At 69.8% G+C, this 24,790-nt stretch carries 18 protein-coding genes and 1 pseudogene; 8 read left to right on the top strand and 11 right to left on the bottom strand.

Annotated elements, in window-relative coordinates; genetic code table 11:
* Positions 1-8: 8 nt before the first annotated feature.
* The 4 genes and pseudogenes from JX552_RS06915 to JX552_RS06900 all read right to left on the bottom strand — a co-directional run.
* Positions 9-4,772, bottom strand: coding sequence for a PE family protein (locus tag JX552_RS06915; RefSeq protein ID WP_205876675.1), 4,764 nt, complete (start codon positions 4,770-4,772; stop codon positions 9-11).
* A 362-nt stretch (positions 4,773-5,134) separates the two neighbouring features.
* A complete protein-coding gene (locus JX552_RS06910; protein WP_205876674.1) occupies positions 5,135-6,673 on the bottom strand; it encodes an FMN-binding glutamate synthase family protein in 1,539 nt (512 codons plus the stop codon).
* A gap of 60 nt (positions 6,674-6,733) precedes the next feature.
* Positions 6,734-8,491, bottom strand: coding sequence for a glycerol-3-phosphate dehydrogenase/oxidase (locus tag JX552_RS06905; protein WP_205876673.1), 1,758 nt, complete (start codon positions 8,489-8,491; stop codon positions 6,734-6,736).
* Between the two features lie 18 nt (positions 8,492-8,509).
* Positions 8,510-9,987: pseudogene (locus JX552_RS06900) on the bottom strand (NAD(P)H-quinone dehydrogenase); the annotation flags it as partial.
* A gap of 58 nt (positions 9,988-10,045) precedes the next feature.
* On the opposite strand from JX552_RS06900, the gene JX552_RS06895 reads away from it, so the two are divergent.
* On the top strand, positions 10,046-10,531 hold the full coding sequence (locus JX552_RS06895) for a gamma-glutamylcyclotransferase family protein (RefSeq protein ID WP_065136194.1): 486 nt from the start codon (positions 10,046-10,048) through the stop codon (positions 10,529-10,531).
* A gap of 207 nt (positions 10,532-10,738) precedes the next feature.
* Here JX552_RS06895 and JX552_RS06890 read toward each other — a convergent pair whose 3' ends face one another.
* From JX552_RS06890 to JX552_RS06880, 3 genes are all read right to left on the bottom strand, one after another.
* Positions 10,739-11,626, bottom strand: coding sequence for a type IV toxin-antitoxin system AbiEi family antitoxin domain-containing protein (locus JX552_RS06890; RefSeq protein WP_205876671.1), 888 nt, complete (start codon positions 11,624-11,626; stop codon positions 10,739-10,741).
* A 309-nt stretch (positions 11,627-11,935) separates the two neighbouring features.
* Positions 11,936-13,105, bottom strand: a complete 1,170-nt coding sequence (locus JX552_RS06885) for a M20 family metallopeptidase (RefSeq protein ID WP_205876670.1) — start codon at positions 13,103-13,105, stop codon at positions 11,936-11,938.
* Complete coding sequence (locus JX552_RS06880; protein ID WP_205876669.1) at positions 13,102-14,298, bottom strand: M20 family metallopeptidase; 1,197 nt, start codon at positions 14,296-14,298, stop codon at positions 13,102-13,104. The genes JX552_RS06885 and JX552_RS06880 overlap by 4 nt, the downstream gene beginning before the upstream one ends.
* 169 nt (positions 14,299-14,467) lie before the next feature.
* Between JX552_RS06880 and JX552_RS06875 the strand changes: the two genes are divergently transcribed.
* Positions 14,468-16,393, top strand: a complete 1,926-nt coding sequence (locus tag JX552_RS06875) for a PPE family protein (protein WP_205876668.1) — start codon at positions 14,468-14,470, stop codon at positions 16,391-16,393.
* Between the two features lie 6 nt (positions 16,394-16,399).
* On the opposite strand, the gene JX552_RS06870 is transcribed toward JX552_RS06875, so the two are convergent.
* Positions 16,400-17,074, bottom strand: coding sequence for a cutinase family protein (locus JX552_RS06870; RefSeq protein ID WP_205876667.1), 675 nt, complete (start codon positions 17,072-17,074; stop codon positions 16,400-16,402).
* A 45-nt stretch (positions 17,075-17,119) separates the two neighbouring features.
* On the opposite strand from JX552_RS06870, the gene JX552_RS06865 reads away from it, so the two are divergent.
* Together JX552_RS06865 and JX552_RS06860 are read left to right on the top strand one after the other, a co-directional pair.
* The gene (locus JX552_RS06865; protein WP_431195929.1) at positions 17,120-17,908 is read left to right on the top strand and encodes a purine-nucleoside phosphorylase; all 789 of its coding nucleotides are present in this window, start codon (positions 17,120-17,122) and stop codon (positions 17,906-17,908) included.
* Positions 17,909-17,911: 3 nt separating this feature from the next.
* Entirely contained in the window at positions 17,912-19,471 is a 1,560-nt protein-coding gene (locus tag JX552_RS06860; protein ID WP_205876665.1) for a phospho-sugar mutase, read from the top strand.
* 4 nt (positions 19,472-19,475) lie between these two features.
* Here JX552_RS06860 and upp read toward each other — a convergent pair whose 3' ends face one another.
* Positions 19,476-20,099 (bottom strand): uracil phosphoribosyltransferase, encoded by a 624-nt coding sequence (gene upp / locus JX552_RS06855; RefSeq protein WP_205876664.1) that lies wholly within the window; start codon positions 20,097-20,099, stop codon positions 19,476-19,478.
* Positions 20,100-20,190: 91 nt separating this feature from the next.
* Here upp and JX552_RS06850 point away from each other — a divergent pair, with 91 nt between their 5' ends.
* From JX552_RS06850 to JX552_RS06835, 4 genes are all read left to right on the top strand, one after another.
* Complete coding sequence (locus tag JX552_RS06850) at positions 20,191-21,054, top strand: alkaline phosphatase family protein (RefSeq protein WP_205876663.1); 864 nt, start codon at positions 20,191-20,193, stop codon at positions 21,052-21,054.
* A 33-nt stretch (positions 21,055-21,087) separates the two neighbouring features.
* Positions 21,088-22,395, top strand: a complete 1,308-nt coding sequence (gene satS, locus JX552_RS06845) for a protein export chaperone SatS (protein WP_205876662.1) — start codon at positions 21,088-21,090, stop codon at positions 22,393-22,395.
* A gap of 283 nt (positions 22,396-22,678) precedes the next feature.
* The gene (locus tag JX552_RS34000; RefSeq protein ID WP_205878283.1) at positions 22,679-22,840 is read left to right on the top strand and encodes a PE domain-containing protein; all 162 of its coding nucleotides are present in this window, start codon (positions 22,679-22,681) and stop codon (positions 22,838-22,840) included.
* Positions 22,841-23,223: 383 nt separating this feature from the next.
* Positions 23,224-23,724 (top strand): PE family protein, encoded by a 501-nt coding sequence (locus JX552_RS06835; RefSeq protein ID WP_205876661.1) that lies wholly within the window; start codon positions 23,224-23,226, stop codon positions 23,722-23,724.
* Here the strand turns inward: JX552_RS06835 and JX552_RS06830 are convergent.
* The gene (locus tag JX552_RS06830) at positions 23,721-24,608 is read right to left on the bottom strand and encodes an alpha/beta fold hydrolase (protein WP_241011097.1); all 888 of its coding nucleotides are present in this window, start codon (positions 24,606-24,608) and stop codon (positions 23,721-23,723) included. The two genes, JX552_RS06835 and JX552_RS06830, sit on opposite strands and share 4 nt — an antisense overlap.
* Positions 24,609-24,625: 17 nt before the next feature.
* Positions 24,626-24,775: a hypothetical protein gene (locus JX552_RS31945; protein WP_241010910.1), complete on the bottom strand. Its 150-nt coding sequence runs from the start codon at positions 24,773-24,775 to the stop codon at positions 24,626-24,628.
* Between the last annotated feature and the right edge of the window lie 15 nt (positions 24,776-24,790).

Genomic DNA, 24,790 nt, shown 5'->3' with positions numbered 1-24,790 from the left:
GTCCCAGATCATCCCGGACCCCCGTCCGCGCCGTCGGGCCCGCCGCTGTTCCCGGCTCCGCCCTTGCCGCCGGGGCCACCAGCGCTGAGCTGGCCGTTGCTGCCAGAACCGCCGGAACCGCCGTTGCCACCCTTGCCGCCGTAGCTGCTGACCGTGCTGGGGCCTGCGGCACCGCCATTACCGCCGCCGCCGCCTTTGCCGCCGACCGCGCCGGCGCCGCTGCCGCTCGTCGCGCCGGCATTACCGCCGACACCGCCGACGCCGCCGGTGCCGCCGGTGCCGCCCGGTCCGACATTGCCGGTGTTGATACCACTGCCGCCCAGACCCCCCCGTCCTCCACTACCGGCCGACCCACCGGCGCCGGCAGCGCCGCCTGCTACACCTGCCGCTCCCTGCCCGCCAGCGCCACCGGCACCCCCCTGGCCGCCCTTGCCGCCGACATTTGCTCCACTGATGCCGGCGGTGCCGCCCTGGCCACCCTGGCCGCCGGCAGCACCCTGGCCACCGGCACCGCCGACTCCCCCGGCACCTGCGCCGCTGCCTGCCTGTCCGCCGTTGCCGCCGGTCCCGCCGACGCCACCCTGGCCACCGGCACCGCCGTTGCGGCCGGAAATCCCGGTGTTGGTGTTGTTGCCGTTCGCACCTTGACCGCCGACGCCCGCCGCGCCTCCGGCGCCACCGGCGCCGCCGTTGCCGTTGGTGCTGCCGACGCCGGCCGAGCCGCCGATTCCACCGGCACCACCGGCGCCGCCGTTGCCGCCGGCCCCGCCGTCACGGCCCTGCGCGAAGGTTGCGTTGAACGAATCGGCTCCTGAGCCGCCGGCGCCGCCCTGGCCGCCTTGACCGCCGGCGCCGCCGCTGGCCCCGCTACCGACCGCGCCGGCCGCGCCGCCATTGCCGCCGGCCCCACCGGCCCCGGCCTTGCCACCGGGACCGCCGCCGAAACCGGCATCGGCAGAACCGGAGCCGCCGGCACCACCCTGGCCGCCACGGCCGCCGGCGCCGCCACTGCCGTTGATTCCGTTCGCGCCACCGGCGTTACCGCCGACGCCACCGGACCCGCCCGTGCCGCCGACACCGCCGGTGCCGCCGGCGCCGGCCACGGCCGAACCACCGGTTCCGCCACCGCCGCCCTGGCCGCCCGTGCCGCCGCTGCCGTCTTTTCCGCCGCTGCCCACGAGGCCGGCGGCCCCACCGTCGCCGCCGCCACCACCGGCACCGCCTTGACCGCCCGGGATCGCGTTACCGGACAACGAGGGGCCGCCGGCACCGCCCCGGCCGCCGTCTCCGCCGGCTCCGCCGCTGCCGTTGACGCCGGTCGCGCTACCGGCACTACCACCCAAGCCGCCGGACCCGCCCTTGCCACCGGCGCCGCCGGCATTCCCGCTGCCCGAGGGGGCGATAGCGCCGGCGCCGCCGACACCACCGGCACCACCGGCGCCACCGGCGCCGCCCTGTCCCGCGGTGGCGGCACTGCCGGATCCGTTGCCGGCCGCACCGCCGAGCCCACCGTTGCCGCCGGAGCCGCCTTGACCGCCGAGACCGGCGCCCGCCATCAAGTCGTTTCCGCCGCTACCGCCGTTGCCGCCAGCGCCGCCCTGTCCGCCGGCACCCCCATTACCGTTGGTCCCGCCGGTGCCGGCGCTGCCGCCGGCACCCCCTTGGCCACCGTCACCACCGCCGGCGCCGGCGCCACCTGGGCCGCCGGGAGCGAACATGGTGCCGGTCGCTCCCGCCTTGCCATGTGCACCGGCACCACCGTTACCACCGGACCCGCCGTGACCGCCGTTGCCGTCGATGCCGGCCGTTCCGCCGGTGCCGCCGGTCCCCGCGGCGCCGCCAATCCCCGCATTACCGCCGTTACCGCCGGCCCCGCCCTTACCGCCAGGGCTGCCGGCGGTCGTACTGCTTAATCCGGCCGCACCGGCGCCGCCGGAGCCTCCATCCCCGCCCGTCCCGCCGTCACCCACGACACCTGTGCGGCCCGCGCCGTTGCCAGCGGCACCTCCGGTGCCGCCAGCACCGCCGGCCCCGGCGTTGCCGCCGTTTCCAGCACCGGCGCCGCCGTCGGCACCACCCGCACCGCCAGTGCCCCCGGCACCGCCGCGACCGCCGCCCCCACCGGCGCCGTTGAGCCCGCCGGCCCCGGCGCTCCCGCCGGCGCCACCCTGGCCGCCCTTACCGCCGGACAGGCCAGTGCCACCGTTTCCACCGACTGTTGACGAGGAACCCGCACTGCCGGCGCCGCCGTTGGAGCCGGCCCCGCCGCGCCCGCCGAGACCACCGCTGCCACCCGTTCCCGCGCTGCCCGTGGTGCCGCCTTTACCGCCGGTACCTATTCCCCCGCCGGCACCGGCGGCACCGCCGTCACCGCCGGTGCCGCCGTCCCCGCCGACCAGGCCGCCACCGGTGCCGCCGGTGCCACCGGTGCCGCCTGTGCCGCCTTTACCGCCGATTCCACCGGTGCCGCCGCTGCCGTTGGTCCCGGTTGGCCCGCCGGCGTCACCGCCGAGGCCACCATTCCCGCCGGCTCCACCGGTGCCGCCGGCACCGCCTGTTTCTCCGCCCTTGGTGACCGAGATGCCGTCGGCGCCGGCGCCTCCGGTGCCGCCGGTCCCGCCTAAACCGCCTTCGCCCGCGGTGCCCGCCGCGCCGACACCGTTGCCGGCGGCACCGCCGGCACCACCCTGTCCGCCGTCGCCACCGATACCGCCGCCACCGCCACCGCCGGCACCCGCGCCGCCGGTACCACCCGTACCGCCCTGGCCGCCGGCGCCCCCGTCGCCGTTGCTGCCGCCGACGCCGCCGGAATTTCCGCCGGCGCCGCCGACGCCCCCCTTCCCGCCCTGGGCACCCGTCTGACCTATACCGTTGCCGCCGTTGGCGCCCTGACCACCGATACCGCCGGTGCCGCCGGTGCCGCCGCTGCCTGCAGTTCCACCAGTTCCCACCGCACCCGCCGCGCCGCCGTCACCGCCGGCACCACCGGCTCCCCCGGTGCCTCCGGGGCTGACGAAACCGCCCCCTCCTGCGCTCCAGCCGCTGCTGCCGGCGCCGCCGAGGCCGCCGTTGCCGCCGAGGCCGCCCTTGCCGCTGATGCCGCCGGCGCCGCCGGCGTCACCCCCCTGACCACCGGCACCACCACGGCCGCCGGCACCGCCGTCGTGTGCGGTGCCGCTGATACCGGCAGACCCCGCACCGCCGAGACCACCGACACCACCCTGTCCGCCGCTGCCCACGCTGCCGGCCGCACCCGGCCCGCTGCCGGCCGCTCCGCCGGTGCCGCCCTTACCGCCGGCACCCCCGTCGCCGCCACTAGCGGTACCCAGGCCGAGGTCGGGGCCGGCCTTACCGCCGTTGCCGCCGATACCGCCCTGGCCGCCCGCCCCGCCGCTGCCGTTGGTGCCGCTGGCGTCTCCGGCGCTGCCGCCGACACCACCCCGGCCGCCGCTGCCGCCGCTCAATCCGGACCCACCGGTGGCGCCACCCTTGCTGCCGGCAACTCCCGAGTCGCCTGCCCCACCGGTGCCGCCGACCCCGCCCTGGCCGCCGACTCCGGCCTGGCCTGCCAGACCGGTGGTTCCCAACAATCCGCCGGCTCCCCCGGCACCGCCGGCACCCGAGTTGCCGCCGGCGCCGCCGTCGCCTCCGCTTCCGCCGACAACCCCGTGGCCCACACCGGTTCCGCCGGCACCGCCAGTGCCGCCGCTGCCGCCGGCCCCGCCGGCGCCGCCGGCACCACCGGAACCCAGCAGCCCGCCCGCGCCGAACAATCCGGCGTTGGCGCCGCCCGACCCGCCGGCTCCGCCGTTCCCGCCAAAACCACCTGCACCGCCGGTGCCACCGACGGCGGTCGCGTCGGCGCCTGCCAGAGCGGCGCCGCCGTCGCCGCCCAGCCCGCCCGCACCGCCGGCCCAGCCCACAATCGCCCTGTTGGCACCGCTGGGGCCGCCGTTGCCGCCGTATCCGCCGGCCGCGCCGGACGCGCCCATGCCACCGGCCCCGCCGGCTCCTCCGTTGCCGGCCAACAGACCTCCGGCCCCGCCGGCGCCGCCGGTCCCACCGTGGGTGCTGCCTCCGCCGGCCGTCCCCACACCACCGGTCCCGCCCGCGCCACCGTGACCGACTAGCATCGCCGATCCGCCGGCGCCGCCGGACTGGCCGATCGCGCCGGCCCCGCCGCTGCCTCCGTTGCCGAACAAGATCCCGCCGCTGCCCCCGGCTCCGCCAATGGCTCCGACTCCACCACTGCCACCCACCCCACCGTTGCCGATCAGGCCCGCCGACCCACCGACTCCACCCGTTTGCCCGGCCGCGCCGGACCCGCCGTTGCCGCCGTTGCCGAAGAGGAAGCCGCCGGCGCCGCCGGCCTGAGCGGTACCTGCGGCGCCGTTGGCGCCGTCACCGATAAGCGGACGGCCGAACAGAGCGTTGGTCGGTGCGTTGACCGCCCCCAGCACGCTCTGTTCGAATGCCGCCAGGGGCGACGCGGCGGCCGCTTCAGCGGCAGCGTAAGAGTTCGCGCCGGCCACCAAGGTGCGGTTCAGTTGCTCATGAAACGCCGCCGCCTGCGCGGCCAGTGCGCGGTAGTCCACCGCGTGCCGAGAAGAGAGCGCTGCAATGGCGATGGACACCTCGTCAGCCGCGGCGCTGGCGACGCTCATCGTCGGCCCGGCCGCGGCCGCGTGGACGCGCGCGAGCGTCGCGCCGATGCTCTCGATATCGGTGGCCGCAGACGCCACCATCTCCGGTGAAACAAGCACGTACGGCATCTGGCACCTCTTTGAATTCATGAAAACAAGCGCCGGCGGAAGCTGCCGGGAATTGCCCGATAATAACCCGTGATGCATTTTCCACAAGCATTTTCCAAAAAATTCTACGCGCCTCCGGAAATAAGATGAATTGTTAGATCAAAAAGCCCACTACAACGCCCTGAACAGCATTAATGGTGGGCAATCGGCGTGGATTAGCAGCCGAGCACGGCGCAATATTACGCATCAAAACAAGAGCAATCGACTTGGCTTCACACGCTCTGTTCGAATTTCTTATACCGAAAACGGGCGGGCACGGAAATGTGCAATGTGCACGATTTCCGGGCACACCGCGGTGCACAATGCCTGGCGTGATCGGAAGCTCAGATGGTGCGCGTTGCCCGCAAAGCCGTGATCGCCTCGACATCGGCCGGTCCGGGTAGTCCCCAGTCCGGCTTGTAGTCGAACAATTCCTCGGCGGGCGCCGACTGCAGGTCGACGTCGAGTACTTCGATCGCGTTCAGCGGAACCAGGGCGGGGTGCACGTGGCCGCACGCGCGCGCCAAAGTCAACAACTCGAAGCGCAAGGTGGCCAGGTAGTTGGCGCAGCGCACCGACTTCAGCGCCGGGTCCAGCCCGTGCTGCAGCCAGGCCGATTGCGTCGCGACCCCGGTCGGGCAGCGGCCGGTGTGGCAGCGCTGGGCCTGGATGCAGCCGATGGCGAACATCGCGGTGCGGCCGACGTTGATCATGTCGCAACCCAGCGCCAGGGCCAGCAGCGCGTTCTCCGGAATGCCCAATTTGCCGGAGCCGATGAACACCACGTCGTGCTGCAGACCTTGTTCGGCGAAGGCACGGTAGACCCGCGGGAAGGCCCACTTGAACGGCAGCGCGACGTGATCGCTGAACACCAGCGGCGCCGCCCCGGTGCCGCCCTCGCCCCCGTCGACCGTCACGAAGTCGACGCCACGCCCGGTGCGGGCCATCCGGGCGGCCAATTCCGGCCAGAACGCCTCTTCCCCGACCGCCGACTTGATGCCCACCGGAAGCCCCGTCGCAGCGGCGACGGTCTCCACGAACTCGAGCAGACCGTCGACGTCACCGAAGGCCGAATGCCCGGCCGGGCTCTTGCAGTCCTTTCCGGCCGGGATACCGCGGATCTTCGCGATCTCCTCGGTTACCTTGGCGCCCGGCAGCATGCCGCCCAACCCGGGTTTGGCGCCCTGGCTGAGCTTGATCTCGATGGCGCGGATCGACGGCGCGGCGGCCACCTGGTCGACCAGGCGGGGAAGGCTGAAGGTGCCGTCGTCGTTGCGACAACCGAAATAGCCGGTGCCGAGCTGCCAGACCAGGTCGCCGCCGCGCAGGTGATAGGGCGACACCCCGCCCTCCCCGGTGCTCTGCAACGCGCCGGCCATCGCGGCACCCTGGTTCAGCGCGGTGATGGCCGCACCGCCCAGCGCCCCGAAACTCATCCCGGAGATGTTGACCAAGGAGGGTGGCCGAAATGCCCTGGCGCGGTTGCGCGCTCCGCCGAGCACCTTGGCCGCCGGCAACGGCACCTTCGGGTCGGGGTGGCCGGGATCGCCGTCCGGGGCCGAGATCGGGAACGCCGCGTGCTTGATGATCGGGTAATTGTGGGCACGCTCCAGGTCGTTGTCGGTGCCGAAGCCGAAGTACCTGTTGCTCATCTTCGACGAGGTGTAGACCCAGCGCCGCTGGTCGCGGCTGAATGGCTTCTCCGCATTGTTGTCGGTGACGATGTACTGGCGCAGTTCGGGGCCCACCGCTTCCAGCACGAACCGCAAGTGGCCGACGATCGGGAAATTGCGCAGGATGCTGTGCCGGCGTTGCCAGAGGTCCCAGCCGGCCAACCCGGCAAGTCCGGATCCCACTACGGCGGTCACAGAGCGTGTTTTCACGCCCTCATGCTCACCCAGGCCACCGACACATCGCTAGTGACCTGAGTCCTCGAAAGGACCTCAATTCAGAGGCACCGGCTCGAGGATCTCGGCGCGCGCCTCGGGTGCGCTGGCGCGCAGTTCGTCGGCGGAGACGTCGTCGGGCTGCGCTTGCGAGAGCACCTCGGCCTCGACCCGCGCCTTGTAGTTGGCGACCTCCCGGTTGACGTCGTCAGCGCTCCAACCCAGCACCGGCGCCACCAGGTCGGCCACCTCACGGGCGCAGTCGACGCCCCGGTGCGAGTACTCGATGGAAATGCGCATCCGGCGGGCCAGGATGTCCTCGAGGTGCAACGCTCCCTCGGCCGCGGCGGCGTAGACGGCTTCCACCTTCAGGTAGCCGGGCGCGTCCTTGATGGGGGTGAGCAGGTCGGGGCGACCGGCGGCCAGCGCCAGCACGTCGTCCATCATCGAGCCGTAGCGGTCCAGCAGATGGCGAACGCGGTAGGAGTGCAGCCCCGCCCGCTCGCCGACGTGTTCCACCTGGTTGATCAGCGCGAAGTACCCGTCGGCGCCCAGCAGGCTCACCTTCTCGGTGATCGACGGCGCCACCCTGGTCGGGATGAACTGCACCGCGGCGTCGATCGCGTCAGCCGCCATCACCCGGTAGGTGGTGTACTTACCGCCCGCAATGGCCACCAGGCCCGCCGCGGGCACCGCCACGGCGTGTTCGCGGGAGAGCTTGGAGGTCTCGTCGCTCTCCCCGGCCAGCAGCGGGCGCAGCCCGGCGTACACGCCGTCGATGTCGGCGTGCGTCAGGGGGGTGGCCAACACCTCGTTGACGGTGGTCAGGATGTAGTCGATATCGGCCTTGGTGGCCGCGGGGTGGGCCAGGTCGAGGTTCCAGTCGGTGTCGGTGGTGCCGATGATCCAGTGGCTGCCCCACGGGATGATGAACAGCACCGACTTCTCGGTGCGCAAGATCATCGCGACGTCGCTGACGATGCGGTCGCGAGGCACCACCACGTGCACGCCCTTGGACGCGCGGACCTGGAACCGGCCGCGCTGCTTGGACAGCGCCTGGATCTCGTCGGTCCACACCCCGGTCGCGTTGACCACGACGTGGCCGCGGACCTCGGTGATCGAGCCGTCCTCGGAGTCGCGCACCCGCACGCCGGTGACCCGGTCACCCTCGCGCAGCAATGCGACCACCTGGGTGGAGCACCGCACCACCGCGCCGTAGTGCGCGGCGGTACGGGCCACCGTCATGGTGTGGCGGGCGTCGTCGACGACCGTGTCGTAGTAGCGGATGCCGCCGATCAGGGCGCTGCGCTTGAGGCCGGGACTCAGCCGCAGCGCGCCGGCGCGGGTCAGATGCTTCTGCGCCGGAACGGATTTGGCGCCGCCCAGCTGGTCGTAGAGGAAGATGCCGGCGGCGATGTAGGGGCGCTCCCACCAGCGCTTGGTCAACGGGAACAGGAACGGCAACGGCTTGACCAGGTGCGGCGCCAGCGTGGTCAGGGAAAGTTCGCGTTCGAAGAGCGCTTCGCGCACCAGACCGAACTCCAGTTGCTCGAGGTAGCGCAGGCCGCCGTGGAACATCTTCGACGAGCGGCTCGACGTGCCGGAGGCAAGGTCACGGGCCTCGACGAGGGCGACCTTGAGCCCCCGGGTGGCAGCGTCCAGCGCGCAGCCGGATCCGACCACCCCGCCCCCGATCACCACCACGTCGAACTGCTCGCCACCGAGACGTTCCCATGCCTGCGCACGCTGCTGCGGTCCCAGCGAGCCGTCGGACCAGGTCTGCTCGCTGTCGGCTGCCTTGCTCGGGTTGCTCACGACGAAGGACTCCTGTCGGTTACTTGTCGGTAGGCGTTCGCCCAACCAGGCTAGTTCGTCGGCGGCTTTTGAGTCGGTTATCAGTCCAGATCGTCGTGCGCCATCAGGCGCCGCGCCGCTTCGGTGATCGAACCGGACAACGACGGGTAAACGGCGAGCGTCTGAGCCAACTCGTTGACCGTGATCCGGTTGGTGACAGCCACCGCGATCGGCAAGATCAGCTCCGAGGCGATGGGCGCCACGACTACGCCGCCGATCACCACGCCGGTGGACTTGCGGCAGAAGATCTTGACGAAACCCTGGCGTAGCCCGGACATCTTCGCCCTGGCGTTGGTGTGCAGCGGCAGCATGATGGTCCGCGCGCTGAACTCCCCGTCGTCGATCGCCGACTGCGGCACACCGACGGCCGCGATCTCGGGCCGGGTGAACACCGTCGCCGCCACCGTGCGCAGCCGGATCGGGTTCACCCCCTCACCCAGCGCGTGGTACATCGCGATGCGGCCCTGCATGGCGGCGACCGAGGCCAGCAGCAGTAGCCCGGTGCAGTCGCCGGCGGCGTAGATGCCCGGCACCGACGTCCGCGACACCCGGTCCACCTTGAGGTAGTCACCGGGTCCCAGTTCGATGCCGACGCGCTCGAGGCCCAGGCCGCTGGTGTTGGGGATCGAGCCGATGGTCATCAGGGCGTGGCTGCCCTCAATGGTGCGGCCGTCGGTCATCGTGACCAGGACCCCGTCCTCGGTGCGGGTGACCGACTCGGCGCGGGCGTTCTTGAACAGGTTGACGCCGCGTTCGGCGAACGACTCCTCCAGCACCGCGGCGGCGTCGGCGTCTTCATAGGGCAGCACCCGGTCCCGGCTGGCCGCCACCGAGACCTGGACACCGAGTTCGGTGTAGGCGTGCACGAATTCAGCGCCGGTGACCCCGGAGCCGACCACGATGAGGTGTTCGGGCAGGGTTTGCAGGTCGTAGAGCTGACGCCAGGTGAGGATGCGCTCGCCGTCGGGTTGGGCCGACGGCAGGACCCGCGGGCTGGCGCCGGTGGCGATCAGCACGAAGTCGGCGTCGTGCTCGGTGACGGTGCCGTCGGGGGCGGTGGCCTTCAGGCGGTGCCGGGCCAGGCCGGGGGTGGGGTCGACGAGTTCGCCGCGGCCGTGGACCAGCTTCACGCCGACGTTGCGCAGTTGTTCGGCGATGTCGGCCGACTGCTCGGAGGCAAGCCTGCGGACCCGGTCATGGATCTGCGGCAGGTCGATCTTGGCGTCGTCGATGTCGATCTCGAACCCCAGCCGCGGCGCGCGGCGCAGTTCGGTGCGCAGCCAGGTGGACGCGATGAACGTCTTGGACGGCACACAGTCGTCGAGAACGGCCGCGCCGCCGACACCGTCGGAATCGATGACGGTGACTTGGACGTCGTCGGGCTTTGCGTTGGCGGCCACCAGGGCCGCTTCGTAGCCGGCCGGGCCTCCACCGAGGATCACGATGCGGGTCACCACAGCCCATAACCTAGTCCGGCTTCTGCTGGCTCCGCAGGGCGGAGTTTAAGCTTTCCCCGTGCCGCTCTACGCCGCCTACGGGTCGAACATGCATCCCGAGCAGATGCTCAAGCGTGCACCGCACTCGCCGATGGCCGGAACTGGCTGGTTACCGGGGTGGCGGCTGACGTTCGGGGGCGAGGACATCGGCTGGGAAGGGGCTCTGGCCACCATCGTCGAGGACCCGGACTCGCGGGTGTTCGTGGTGCTCTACGACATGACGCCGGCCGACGAGATGAACCTGGACCGGTGGGAGGGCTCTGAGTTCGGCGTCCACAAGAAGATCCGCTGCCGGGTGGAGCGCGAGTCGTCGGACACCGACATCGACCCGGTGCTGGCCTGGCTGTATGTGCTGGACGGCTGGGAGGGCGGTCTGCCGTCGGCGCAGTATCTGGGTGTGATGGCCGACGCTGCCGAAATTGCCGGTGCGCCAGCAGATTACGTGCACGACCTGCGCACCCGGCCGGCCCGTAACATCGGTCCGGGGCCCAGCAGTCCGGAGTAGCTCGGCGATGGCTTCGCCCCCCTCCGCCTGGCGTCTGGGCGCGAGCGTGCAGTCCCGTACAACGACGCGCCGCTACGGCTGGCACTAACCGCACGCTCGCGACCGGTAGCCGCAGGCCCTTCTGACCCTCTCGGCGCGAGCGTGCACTCCCGTACAACCGACACGCCGTTGCGGCTGCAATTAGCGGCACGCTCGCAACCAAGACTGTCAGGCGGCTCGCGCGCGCTCGAGTCTTGACTGAATACGGCGAACGAGTTGTCCGGAGTGATGCCTGACATCCTCGGCGACTATCGGCACAACGACCCAAGACAAATCCTGCAGCGCAGCGGCGCGGGCGCGATCTCGACGGAATGCGTCGGGCCCCGTGTGCCAGTCGACGCCGTCGTACTCCGCCGCGACGCGGAGTTCCGGCCAGGCGAAGTCCAGCCGCCAGAGCCGGCCGCTCAGATCTACGACTTCGTACTGCAGCACCGGCGGTGGCAGTCCTCCGTCGAGCATGACCAGGCGGGCCTCGCTCTCCATCGGCGACTCGGCCAAAGGCGAAGCCAGCGAGAGCAGTTCGCGCGCGCTCACGATGCCACGCCGAGCGGACTGCAACTCAAGCACCTGCGCGAGCTCGTCACGGGTGCAGGTGCAGCTGCGCAGCGCGGCGTCCAGCGTTGCGAGGGCGCGGGGCCGGCGCAGTCCGCGCGCAACCTCAATCGCCGTCCAGGCGGGCGCTGCCGCGGTCCGTCCTTTGACCTCAGTCAGCGGAACGCCCTCACGACGATGCACGACCAGACCGTTGGTCGATCGCAATTGCCGCCCGTCGGGGTTCAGCACGTGCAGGTCGACGGTCCTCTCGGTGTCGAAACCGTAAGCCGCCGCGGCAGTGCCCATGCACGCAGCGACGTTTCTGCCGGTCAACAGGTCCAGCCCGCGCAGCCGCAGCACCACGGTCGGGTCGTCGCGGGAGTAAATCCCGCGCCAAACCCGCTGCAGAGCACCGCAGTTCACGTAGCGCTGCAGACCTCGGCGGGACAGGAAGGCCAGCGCCTGAGCAGCAGTCACCACACCGCCTTGCGCGTCAAGCAGCCGGTCGAGCTCTCTACTCACGCGGTTATCGTCTGGGCGTCCTCTCTGGGCCACAATTCACCCGCCGAGCGTGCACCAAACGCCACCTCCCACGGCGTGTCGCCGTACCGCAGCGCACGCTCACGCCCCAGCCGGAGCGCGCCGCCACAATTCACCCGCCGAGCGTGCACCAAACGCCACCTCCCACGGCGTGTCGCCGTACCGCAGCGCACGCTCACGCCCCAGCCGGAGCGCGCCGCCACAATTCACCCGCCGAGCGTGCACCAAACGCCACCTCCCACGGCGTGTCGCCGTACCGCAGCGCACGCTCACGCCCCAGCCGGAGGACCCTCAGAACGCCGCGGACTGCTCGATGATGTTGACCATCACCCGCACGCCGATAGCCAGCGCCCGCTCGTCAAGATCGAAAGTCGGCTGGTGCAGATCCAGTTGCGGCCCATCGCCCGACCACACCCCCAGCCGCGCCATCGCGCCGGGTACCTCTTCGAGGTACCAGGAAAAGTCCTCCCCGCCGCCGGACTGCCGGGTGTCGGCCAACACGTCGGGGCCGACGGCTTCGATCGCGTGGGTGAGGATGCGCGTCGACACGTCCTCGTTGACCACCGGCGGCACCCCACGCCGGTAAGCCAGGGTGTGCTCGATGGCCAGCGGCGACAACAGGCCGGTGACGGCCTCACAGATAATCGCCTCCAGGTCGATCCAGGTCTGGCGGCTGGCCGTGCGTACGGTCCCGGCCAGCACGCCGGACTGCGGAATCGCATTGGGGGCTACGCCCGCATTCACCGCGCCCCACACCAGGACCGTGCTGTTGCGCGGATCGATGCGCCGAGACAACACACCGGGCAATCCGGTGATCAAGGTGCCCAGCCCGTAGACCAGGTCGGCGGTCAGGTGGGGCCGCGAGGTATGCCCGCCTGGCGAATACAGCGTGATCTCGAGCTGGTCGGCCGCCGAGGTGATGGGCCCCAGCCGGACCGCGACCTTGCCGACCTCCAACCGGGGATCACAGTGCAGCGCGAAGATCCGCGACACCCCAGTCAGCGCGCCGGCGGCTATCGCGTCGATGGCACCGCCGGGCATCAGCTCCTCGGCGGCCTGGAAGATCAACCGCACACCGACGGGAAGCTCGGGCACCGACGCCAGCGCCAGCGCGGTTCCCAGCAGGATCGCGGTGTGCGCGTCGTGACCGCAGGCGTGTGCGATGTTGGGCATTGTCGAGGCGTACGGCGCGCCGGTCCGCTCGGCCATCGGGAGCGCATCCATATCGGCACGCAGCGCAATGCGCGGCTGATGCTCCGGCCCGAAGTCGCACGTCAGACCCGTCCCGCCGGGCAGCACCTTGGGATTGAGCCCGGCGTCGGCCAGACGCTCGGCGACGAACTGGGTGGTGGCGAACTCCTGTCGGCCCAGTTCGGGATAGCGGTGGATGTGCCGGCGCCAGTCGACCAGGTCGTCGTAGTGGGCGGCCAGCCATGACTCGGCACTGTCGACCAGGCTCATCGCGCGGCCGCCCTGTGCTCACGGGCCGCCAGCACCCGGTCTCGCTCACCTGAGTCCGTAGCGAGCGCAACGACGGTGCGCGCCAGCATGATCGCGCCCTCGACCACGGCCCGGTCTGCGCTGGGCCCGGCCGCCGCGGCCGCGAAGGCACGCTGGTGCACCGTTGCACCTCCCGCGTCGACGCCGATCACGGGGTGGATACCGGGCAGCACGTGCGTCACGTTACCCATGTCGGTGCTGCCCAACGGCAGCCCCGACTCCACACCCGCCGGCACCGGTTCGCGCCCGAGCCGGCGCATCTCCGCACGGAAGACATCGGCCAGCCACTGGTCGGGCCGCAGCTCCGCGTAGGGCGGCCCCGCCTCGCTGATCTCGTACTCGCACCCGGCAGCCAGTGCGCCTGCGGCGAAGCAGGAGTACATCCTGCCCTCCAGGTCGCGCAGCGAATCCGAATCAACCGCGCGCATGGCATATTTCAGCGCCGCCTGCCCCGGGATGACGTTGACCGCCTGCCCGCCGTCGGTGACGATGCCGTGCATCATCTGCCCGGGCGCCAATTGCTGGCGCAGCAGACCGATGGCCACCTGCGCGACGGTCACCGCGTCAGCCGCATTGAGCCCCATGAAAGGGGCCACAGCCGCATGCGACTCCTTGCCCCGGTAATCCACGGTGACCTCGGACAGCGCCAGCGACCGAGCCCCGGCGATATCGGTGGGCCCCGGGTGCACCATCACGGCCACCGCGACGTCGTCGAACGTCCCGGCCTGCAACATCAGCGCCTTGCCACCGCCCGATTCCTCGGCAGGTGTGCCCAGCAGCGCCACCGTCAGGCCCAGTTCGTCGGCTACCTCGGCCAGCGCCAACGCGGTGCCCACCGCGGAGGCCGCGATGATGTTGTGGCCGCAGGCGTGACCGATCTCGGGCAGTGCGTCGTATTCGGCGCACACGCCGACAACCAGCGGCCCGCTGCCGAAATCCGCCCGGAACGCGGTGTCCAGTCCGGCGACCGGGGCGATCTCGAAACCTCGTTGAGCGACAAGTTCTTTGGCCTTGGCACAGCTGCGGTGCTCGGCGAACGCCAGCTCGGGCTGCGCGTGGATCGCATGGGACAGCTCGACCAGGTCACCGCGGCGGCGGCGCACCGCTGCCTCCACGCTGTCCAGCGCGCTGGCTTTCGTCGTGTCCCGAGGCATCTTGGCAGTATCTCACCGCTTCGTACACCACTGCGACCGCCTACTTTGCCCGAAACCGCCCCGCGTGATCCCGCAATTCGTAGGATCCCGTGATTGACGACGCCGGAGAGCACCTAGGCAAAGGTCGTCCGGCGGAAACGACAGCGCTACATCGAAAGGCTCACGACCAATGAGTTACGCCGTCTTTGCACCGGAAATCAATTCCGCGCTGATTTTCGCCGGCCCAGGTTCATCACCGATGTTGGCGGCTTCGGCGGCCTGGGCCGAGGTATCCGACGAATTGACCTCGGCGGCCGAATCGTTCGCCGCGATCACCGCGGACCTGTCGACCTCGGCCTGGCAAGGCCCGGCCGCCGCCGCCATGACGGCCGCCGCCGCGCCTTATGCGGGATGGCTGAACGTCGCGGCCGCGCACGCTGCCGGTGCCGCGGCTCAGGCCAACACGGTAGCCGGCGCATTCGAGTCCGCCCGGGCTGCCATGGTCCATCCGGCGACCGTCACCGCGAACCGAAATGCGTTCGTGCAGTTGGTGTTGTCGAACATCTTTGGACAGAACGCCCCGGCCATCGCGTCAGCGGAGTTCGCGTATGAAGAGATGTGGGCCACCGACGTGGTCACCATGGCGGGGTATCACAGCGCGGCAGCCGCGGTGGCCGCGCAGCTGGCGCCTCTACAAAGCCTGCTGCCCAACCTCGGCATCGGCAACAGGGGCACCGCCAACCTGGGCGGCGGCAATACCGGCGATTCCAATCTGGGCAGCGGAAACATCGGCAATGGGAATGTCGGTGGTGGGAACGTGGGCAGCAGCAACATCGGCAGCGGGAATAGCGGCAACGGCAACTGGGGTAGCGGGAACACCGGCCAGGGAAACACCGGTAGCGGCAACTTCGGGAATCAGAATTTCGGTAGCGGCAACTTCGGCAGTAACAATATCGGCTTCGGCAATAACGCGCCGGACGCTGTGAACGGTGCGACGGATAACATCGGCAGCGGGAACTTCGGCAGCGGGAACCGCGGTAACGGGAATCAGGGCTACCAGAATATCGGCTCGGGCAACACCGGCGACTTCAACGTGGGTCTGGGCAACAAGGGCAACAACAATTTCGGGTTCGGCAACACCGGCTACAACAACATCGGCTTCGGCAATTCCGGCACCGGCAATATCGGCTTCGGGCTCAGCGGCACCAACCAAATGGGCTTTGGCGCACTCAACACCGGAAGCGGCAACATCGGCCTCTTCAACTCCGGCACCAACAACGTCGGCTTCTTCAACACCGGCGATGGCAACTGGGGCATCGGCAACTCGGGGTCCACCTCCACCGGGCTGTTCAACACCGGCAACTTCAACACCGGCATCGGCAACTCCGGCAGCCACAACACCGGAGTGTGGAATTCGGGCAGCGGAACACTCCTGTTCAACGGCGGCAACACCGGCTTCGGCAACTCCGGCGACGTCAATACCGGATTCGCCAACGCCGGCATCGCCAACGTCGGCAGCTTCAACGCTGGTTCCTTCAACACGGGGTCCTTCAACTCAGGCACCGCCAATACCGGCGACTTCATTGCCGGCCAAAGCAATTCGGGTTGGTTCAATGGCGGCAACAGCAACACCGGCATCGGGAACTCCGGCAACTCGAACACCGGAGGGCTCAATGCGGGGAATCTGAACACCGGTTTCGGCAGTGCCACCGATCAGGCGGTGGCGAACTCGGGCTTCGGGAACACCGGCTCGGGTAACTCCGGCTTCTTCAACTCAGGCAACAACAACTCCGGCTACGGCAACAAGGGCGTGGACGATTCCGGCTTCGGCAACGTCGGCGACCTGGACAGCGGCTACTGGAACTCGGGCGGCAACGCACACGCCGGAGTGATGAATTCCGGTGGCAATGGCGGCAACGGCGGCATCAAGGCAGGGTTTTTCAACTCGGGGACCGGCAGCCTGATCTCCGGCATGTTCAATTCGAGTCACTCCGGGGAGTTGTCGGGATTGGGTAACTCGGGACCCGGGTTCAGCTCCGGGTTCGCCAACTCAGGTGGCCAAAATTCCGGTGGCTTCAATTCCGGCATGAACCAGGCCGGCTTCTTCCGGCGGTGAGCCGCTTCAAACCCGTCCGGCGATGAACCCCGCTGCCTGGCCGGGATAGGGCGGATCCGCGTATTCGCGGTGCGCCAGCCGATCGCGACCACCCACCGTGCACACCGGGTCGCCGGGGCTACACAGGTCGATCGCACGTCCGGCGAACTGGCCGGTGGACGACAGTGGGACGTTGAACCGGATACCGGGATTTCCGAACACCGCGACCGCGGCGACCCGCTGCGCCAGAACCGGATCGAGCTCGGGGGCCGAGCCGAATTCGCCTACGGTGTCGCCGAGGGGCGGCACCCCGGCCAGCATCGACACGGCAGCGGCGCCCTGCGAGAAGCCGCCCAACACGATCCGCGTTCTGGGGCACTGGTCGGCCATGAAAGCGATGTGGTCGCGCGCGTCGTTGGCTGCGTCGGCCGTGGTCAGGAAGTTGTAACTGGCCGCGTAGTTGACCGGGTACACCCCCAGACTCCGCGCGCCCAGAGCCGGCCGCAGGGCAGCCTCCAGCGCATCACCGACCAGCCCCATGCCGGGCGGCTCAGCGGTCCCCCGGGCGAAGACCAGCTCGACGTTGGGACAGTCATCGGCGCCCGCCACCGGCACCGGTCCGCCGAGCAGCACACCGACGGCGGGCACGACCGCCGCGGCGAGAACGGAAAGCGATTTGTGATGCCGCACAGGGCAGATCATCACACACCTCGGGCATCGCCGCTTCAGCAAGTAGTCTCGCCCAATGTGACCAGCGAACTCGCAGTCCAGGCGGCCCACGTCATCGCAGAGGGCACCGGCATCGCCAGACATGACGTCGCCGTGGTGCTGGGCTCGGGATGGTCGCCGGCTGTCGCCGCGCTGGGCTCTCCGACCGCCGTGCTGGCGCAGGCCGAGATTCCCGGATTCACACCGCCCCGAGCGGCGGGGCATGCCGGCGAGATCTTGTCGGTGCCCATCGCCGGGCGCCGGGTGCTGGTGCTGGCCGGGCGTATCCACGCCTACGAGGGACACGACCTGCAGCACGTGGTGCACCCAGTCCGAACGGCCTGTGCGGCCGGCGCGCAGATCGTCGTACTGACCAACGCCGCAGGCGGATTGCGCACCGACATGCGGGTGGGCCAGCCGGTCCTGATCAGCGACCACCTGAACCTGACCGCGCGTTCGCCGTTGGTGGGGGCGCAATTCGTCGACCTGACCGACGCGTACGGGCCGCGCTTGCGGGGGCTGGCCCGCGAGTGTGACCCGGAGCTGGCCGAAGGTGTGTACGCGGGCCTACCCGGTCCGCACTACGAGACGCCGGCCGAGATCCGGATGCTGCGGACGCTGGGCGCGGACCTGGTGGGCATGTCGACCGTGCACGAGACCATTGCCGCGCGGGCGGCGGGCGCAGAAGTGCTGGGGGTGTCGCTGGTGACGAACCTGGCGGCCGGGATCACCGGTGAGCCGCTGAGCCATGCCGAGGTACTGGCCGCCGGGGCCGCGTCGGCCGCCCGGATGGGGCAGCTACTGGCCGACGTGATCGCGCGGTTCTGAGCCGTGACGCCGGAGGACTGGATCGCTCACGACCCTGACCCGACGACGGCCGCCGAGCTTGCGGCACTCGATCCCGACGAACTCGCCGCCCGGTTCGCGCGCCCGCTGACCTTCGGCACCGCGGGCCTGCGCGGGCCGGTCCGCGGCGGACCGGACGCGATGAACCTGGCGGTGGTGCTGCGGGCCACGTGGGCGGTGGCGCAGGTGATCGAGCGGCCCGCGACGGTGATCGTGGGGCGCGACGCCCGGCACGGTTCGGCCGCGTTCGCCGAAGGCACCGCTGAAGTTCTTGCAGCACAAGGATTTTCGGTACTACAGTTTCCCGAGCCGGTGCCCACGCCGGTGGTCGCCTTCGCGGTGCGCGCCACCGGCGCGGCGGCCGGCATCCAGATCACCGCCTCGCACAATCCCGCCACCGACAACGGCTACAAGGTGTACCTCGACGGCGGCGTCCAGATCATCTCCCCCACCGACCGCGCGATCGAAGCCGCCATGACGGACGCCCCGCCGGCTGATCAGATCCTCCGCACACCGGTGACACCCGCCGATACGGATCTGGTTGATCGCTACATCCGCCGCGCGGCAGGGGTACGGCGCGCCGGCGGCGCGATCCGGGTTGCTTTGACCGCCATGCACGGGGTGGGCGGCGCGGTCGCCGTCGAGACCCTGCGCCGGGCCGGCTTTCACGACGTACACGTGGTCGAGGCGCAGTTCTCGCCGGACCCCGACTTTCCGACCGTGACGTTCCCCAATCCAGAGGAGCCCGGCGCCGCCGACGCACTGCTGGCGCTGGCTGCCGAGGTCGGCGCCGATGTCGCCATCGCGCTGGATCCCGACGCCGACCGGTGCGCGGTGGGTATACCGACCCCGGCAGGTTGGCGCATGCTCTCGGGTGACGAGACCGGTTGGCTGCTCGGCGATTACATCTTGTCGCAACCCGCCGAAGGACCCCGGACGGTGGCCAGCACGGTGGTGTCCTCGCGCATGCTGGCCGCGATCGCCGCGCACCACGGCGCGGTGCACGTCGAAACGCTCACCGGTTTCAAATGGCTGGCGCGCGCCGACGCCGACCGGCCCGGCACACTGGTCTACGCCTACGAGGAAGCGATCGGACACTGCGTCGACCCACCGGCGGTCCGGGACAAGGACGGCGTCAGCGCCGCTGTGTTGATGTGTGACCTGGTGGCATCGCTGGCAGGCGGCTCGGTCCCTGAGCTGCTGGACGATCTCGCTCGCCGCTACGGCGTGCACGAGGTGGCCGCGGTGTCGCGCCGCGTCGCCGACCCGCAGCAGGCGGCGGCCGTGCTGCGCCGGCTACGGGACAATCCGCCGGCTCGCCTGGCCGGTTTCGACGCGGCCCGCACCGACATCGCCGACGCCCTGATCCTGCGCGGCGGCGACGACGACACATGGGTGCGCGTGGTGGTTCGGCCGTCGGGAACCGAGCCGAAACTCAAGTGCTACATCGAAGTACGCTGCGCGGTGACGGGAGACTTGGTAGGCGCGCGGCACCGGGCCGAGACGCTGCGTGAGGAGGTGGTCGCGGCCGTGCGGAAGTGGTGAGGGGTCAGCGCGGCCCGAACTGACGGTCGCCCGCGTCCCCCAGACCCGGCACGATGAACGCCGTCTCGTTGAGGCCCTCGTCGATGGCCGCGGTGTACAGCCGCGCGTTCGGCGCCACCCGCTCGACCGCGGCGATACCCTCCGGTGCCACGCACACGCACAGCACCGTGACGTCCGTAGCCCCACGCGCCAGCAACAGCCCGAGGGTGTAGACCATCGAGCCGCCCGTGGCCAGCATCGGGTCCAGGACCATCACCGGCAGGTCGGTCAGGTCGTCGGGCAGCGACTCGAGGTAGGGCACCGGCTGGTGGGTCTTCTCGTCGCGCGCCACCCCGACAAACCCGACGTGCGCCTCCCGCAGCACGCCGTGCGCCTCGTTGACCATGCCCAGTCCGGCGCGCAGCACCGGCACCAACAGCGGTGGCCTGGCCAGGCGGACACCGACCGTCTCGCCGACCGGAGTGCGGATCTGCACCGGCTCGGTGGGCGCGTCGCGGGTGGCCTCGTAGACGAGCATCAACGTCAACTCGCGCAGCGCGGCCCGAAAAGCGGCGTTGTCGGTGCGCTCGTCGCGCAGCACGGTCAGTCGGGCCGCGGCCAACGGGTGCTCCATGACGTGGACGTCCACGGGGTGACCTTATATAACGATCGGGTTCAGGCCCGCTGACACACGCGTTTCTGTCCCGAAGGCGGGTCTCCGCCGCCCATATACTCCCGGAATGTGGCGGCTCAAACAGCATCTGACCAGCGCCTTCTGCGCCCTGGCGGCGTTGAGTTCGGCGCTGCTGCCGATGCCTCGGGTGGCGTTGGCCGCGGCGACGCTACCGGCGTACGCACACGTGGTGGTCGTGATCGAGGAGAATCGCTCGCAGGCCAACATCATCGGCAACAAGGCGGCGCCGTTCATCAACGCGCTAGCCGCCGGGGGCGCCATGATGGCGCAGTCGTTCGCCGAGACGCATCCCAGCGAACCCAATTACCTGGCGTTGTTCGCCGGCAGCACCTTCGGGCTCACCAAGGACAGCTGCCCGGTGGAGATCGGTGCCCAACCGAACCTCGCCTCTGAGTTGCTGGCCGCCGGGCGCACCTTCGGCGGCTACTCCGAGGATCTACCCGCGGTCGGGTCGACGGCGTGCAGCGCAGGCAAATATGCGCGCAAGCACGTGCCCTGGGTGAACTTCAGCAACGTCCCCGCCTCGGTCTCGGTGCCCTTCTCCGCGTTCCCTGCGCCGGGCAATTACGCGAGCCTGCCGACGGTGTCGTTCGTCATCCCCAACAACGACAACAACATGCACGACGGATCCATCGCCCAGGGGGACGCGTGGCTGAACAGCCGCATGTCGGCCTACGCCAACTGGGCCAGGGCCAACAACAGCCTGCTGATCCTCACTTGGGACGAGGACGACGGCGGCCCCCGCAACCAGATCCCCACGGTGTTCTACGGAGCGCACGTGCAGCCGGGCAGCTACAACGAAACCATCAGTCACTACAACGTGCTATCGACCCTGCAGGAGATGTACGGGCTGCCCAAAACGGGTTACGCGGCAACCGCTCCGGTGATCGCAACTATTTGGGGCGGGTAAGCGCCGGCAGGCCGGGTCGCTATTGTGTGCCGCATGGCTGCTGACCTCGTGCCCATCCGCCTGAGCCTGTCCGAGGGTGACCGATACACGCTGTGGGCACCCCGCTGGCGCGACTCCGGGGACGAGTGGGAGGCGTTCCTGGGCAAGGACGAAGACCTCTTCGTCTTCGACAGCGTGGCGGACCTGGTCGCGTTCGTCCGCAGCGACGACGACAACGACTTGACCGACCACCCGGCGTGGAACGACATCACCGAGGCCCACGCGCACAAACTGGACCCGGCCCAGGACAAGCAATTCGATCTGGTGGCCGTCGAGGAGCTGGTGGCCGAGAAGCCCACCGAAGAGTCGGTGGCGGCGCTGGCCGGAACGCTGGCGATCGTCTCGTCCATCGGGTCGGTCTGCGAGTTGCCGGCAATCTCGAAGTTCTTCAATGGCAACCCCACCCTGGGCACGGTGTCCGGCGGAATCGACCACTTCGCCGGTAGGGCGGGCCAGAAGCGCTGGGACGCCATCGCCGAGATCATCGGGCGCAGCTGGGACGACGTGCTCAAGGCCATCGACGACGTGGTCAGCACGCCGGAGGTGGACGAGAAGCTGTCCGAGCAGGCCGCCGAGGAACTCGAGGAGGAAGTCGAGGAGGAAACGGCTCAGGACGCCGACGAGGAGACCGACGAGGCCGCGGAGGAGTCCACCGAGGACACCGACGAGGACAGCGAAGACGACGAGGACAGCGAAGACGACGAAGACGAGGACGAGGAGCGCGCCGAGGGCGACACCGTCGTGCTCGGCAGCGACGAAGACTTCTGGGCGCAGGTCGGGATCGACCCGATCCGCATCATGACCGGCAGCGGCACGTTCTACACGCTGCGCTGCTACCTCGACGACCGCCCCATCTTCCTGGGCCGTAACGGTCGCATCAGCGTGTTCACCTCGGAGCGTGCCTTGGCCCGCTACCTCGCCGACGAGCATGACCATGACCTGTCGGACCTGGCCACCTACGACGACATCCGCACCGCAGCCACCGACGGCTCGCTCAAGATCGACATCACCGACGAGAACGTCTATGTGCTCAGCGGGCTGGCCGACGACTTCGCCGACGGGCCGGACGCGGTGGACCGCGAGCAACTCGACCTGGCCGTCGAGTTGCTCCGCGATATCGGCGACTACTCCGAAGAGGGCACCGTCGACAAGGCCCTGGACAAGGGCAAGCCGCTGGGCAAGTTGATCGCCTACGTGCTCGAGCCGGAGTCGGCGAGCAAGCCCGCGGGGCCGTATGCCTCGGCGGTGCGGGCGTGGGAAAAGCTGGAAAGCTTCGTGGAGTCGCGGCTAAGGCGCGAGTAGCGCCGCGAGTCGGCGACGACATTCGTGTGAGCGTCGCGGCTAAGGCGCGAGTAGCGCCGCGAGTCGGCGACGACATTCGTGTGAGCGTCGCGGCTAAGGCGCGAGTAGCGCCGCGAGTCGGCGACGACATTCGTGTGAGCGTCGCGGCTAAGGCGCGAGTAGCGCCGCGAGCCGGTAATCAAGTAGCCGATTGCGCAAACTGGCGGGTTCACGCCGCGGCACTAGGGTCCGATGCTCGCAACGCCGGAGTCGATCACCCAAGCGGCTACCGACCTGACCGCAAATCGACTCGGCCCTCGGAGCGGTCCGCCTGCAAACGGCGGCCGCTGCCCGCGCCCTGTTGCCGGCCGCGGCCGACGAGGTGTCCGCAGGCATCAGCCAGCTGTTCTCACAGCACGCCGAGGACTTCCACAAAGCGGCCGCATGGGCGTCCGCGTATCACTAACAGTTCGTGCAGGACATGACCCGGCCGCCGGCATGTATGCCGGAGCCGAGGAGGTCAACGCGAATTCGTTGCAGCAGCTGTCCGTTGAAATCATCGCCCGGTTGGCCGGCAATGGCATTACCTCGTTTCACCAGTTGTCAGCGTGCGTTGCCTCGCTGCCGGAACCGTTCTCGCAGATATCGGTTCGCTGCTCGGGCCCATAGTGATGCTTCGTTGGATTTGCTCTTCATATCTTCGTCGTCGGCTATCTCGCCTTTCTGGCGTACCAGGACGTTTCGATATTCCCGCCCTACACCTTCTGATGTCTCGACGGGATATCGTTCCCACCACGACTGGGCAGCTAATTGGCGCGCGGCTTGCCCGCTGCTGTCCACCCTGTTTCCATGAACCCCATGTCCGCGGTAGTCGCCGTGCCAGACCTGCTCGTCCAGGCCGCAACCCAAGTGGCGACCATTGGCCACACGCTCGGCGCGGCCAACCAGACGACGGCGACCTCGACCCAGCAGGTGTTGCCCGCGGCCGCCGATGAGGTGTCCGCAGCCGCTGCGCAGCTGTTCTCCCGGTTCGGCCAGGACTATCAGGCGGCCGCCGGTCAGGCCGAGGCGTATCAGCAGCAGTTCGTCCAGCACCTCAGCGCGGCAGCGAATACCTACGCAATAGCGGAGGCCGCCAACGCGTCGTTACTGCAGCCCGCGACCGCTGCCGCCGGCATCCCCACCCTCGACCAGGTGTTCAGCTCCTTGATCAGCACCGTGACGGGCCTGTTCTGGCAAACGCTGGCCTATCTCTACTATCTGGGTTTTCTGCTGCTGATTCCGATTTACGCCGTGCTGGCGTTGTGGCTGCCGATCGCCCTTGTGGGTTCGCTTTTCGGACTGATTTAGATGTCGGCCGCACAAGCGGCGAAGATCGCGTCCCAGTCCTCGAGGCTGAAATGGTCCCGGCCCTGCGACCAGTGCAGATCCACATTCGGGATGGCGCGCTCGAAGTACTGGCCCATGGCTTGCGGGATGAAGGAGTCGCGGTCGCCCTGCCAGATGTGGGTGGGAACGGCGATTTCCTCCACCCGGAATGTCCACGGCCGGTAGTCGAGAAACGATTCATAGGCGCCGCCGCGACCCCCTTGCCGGAAGGCTTCGAGCTGAGTGGCGCGAAAATGCCGTTGAAAAAGCTCCTCACCCAGCTGTCGGCGCTCGGGGTCGGGCACCCACGCCGTCAACATTCGGCCGAAAAAGCCGGGCGAATATTTCGCGCACCAGCCCAGCGGGATGAACGCCGCGTCGAACGGCCAGGCCCCGAACCGCGCGAGACGACGGTACACACGGTCGGCCGAGCTCAGCGCATTCGCAATCTCCGGCGTGGCCAGCGGACCCCACGCCCCGTACGCGCCGATGAAGCGAAGCCGCCCCGGCGGTATGACGGCACCGCAGGCGAATAGGTGGGGTCCGGCCCCGGAATGCCCCACCACACCGAATTCGGCGAGGCCGAGTGCGTCGGCCAACTCGCAGACGTCGGCCGGCCAATCACGGAAGCTGCGTCCCGGCTGGAACGTCGAGCGCCCGAACCCGGGGCGGTCGACCGCAATCAGCCGGAAGCCGGTCCGCTTGGCGGCGCCGTCGACGAACACCCCCTCGAGCCGCGAGCTCGGCGTGCCGTGGAAGTAGAACGCGGGATACCCGGTTGCGTCGCCCCACTCCAGGTAGGCCAGCTCACGGCCATCGGGCAGGAGATGCAGTTGCGCCTCGTCGGTGCGGACGCGCTCGGGCAGCACCCCGCCGATGGTAGTCAGAGACGGTCCATGGCGCGGGACATGCTCGAGGACTCGAGGAACGCGTAGCGCCTCGGCTGAGCCTGGCGCTTCGCCGCACGCTTCTGGGTGGGGCCTTCCCCGTCGAGACCGAGGATGGCGGTGGCACGGGTGCGGATCTTGCCCATTGAAGTTCCCTTCGG

The sequence above is a fragment of the Mycobacterium gordonae genome (assembly GCF_017086405.1).
GTDB lineage: Bacteria > Actinomycetota > Actinomycetes > Mycobacteriales > Mycobacteriaceae > Mycobacterium > Mycobacterium gordonae_D.
The sequence above is the reverse complement of the archived record's forward strand: the minus strand, read 5'-3'. Positions and strand labels throughout refer to the sequence as shown.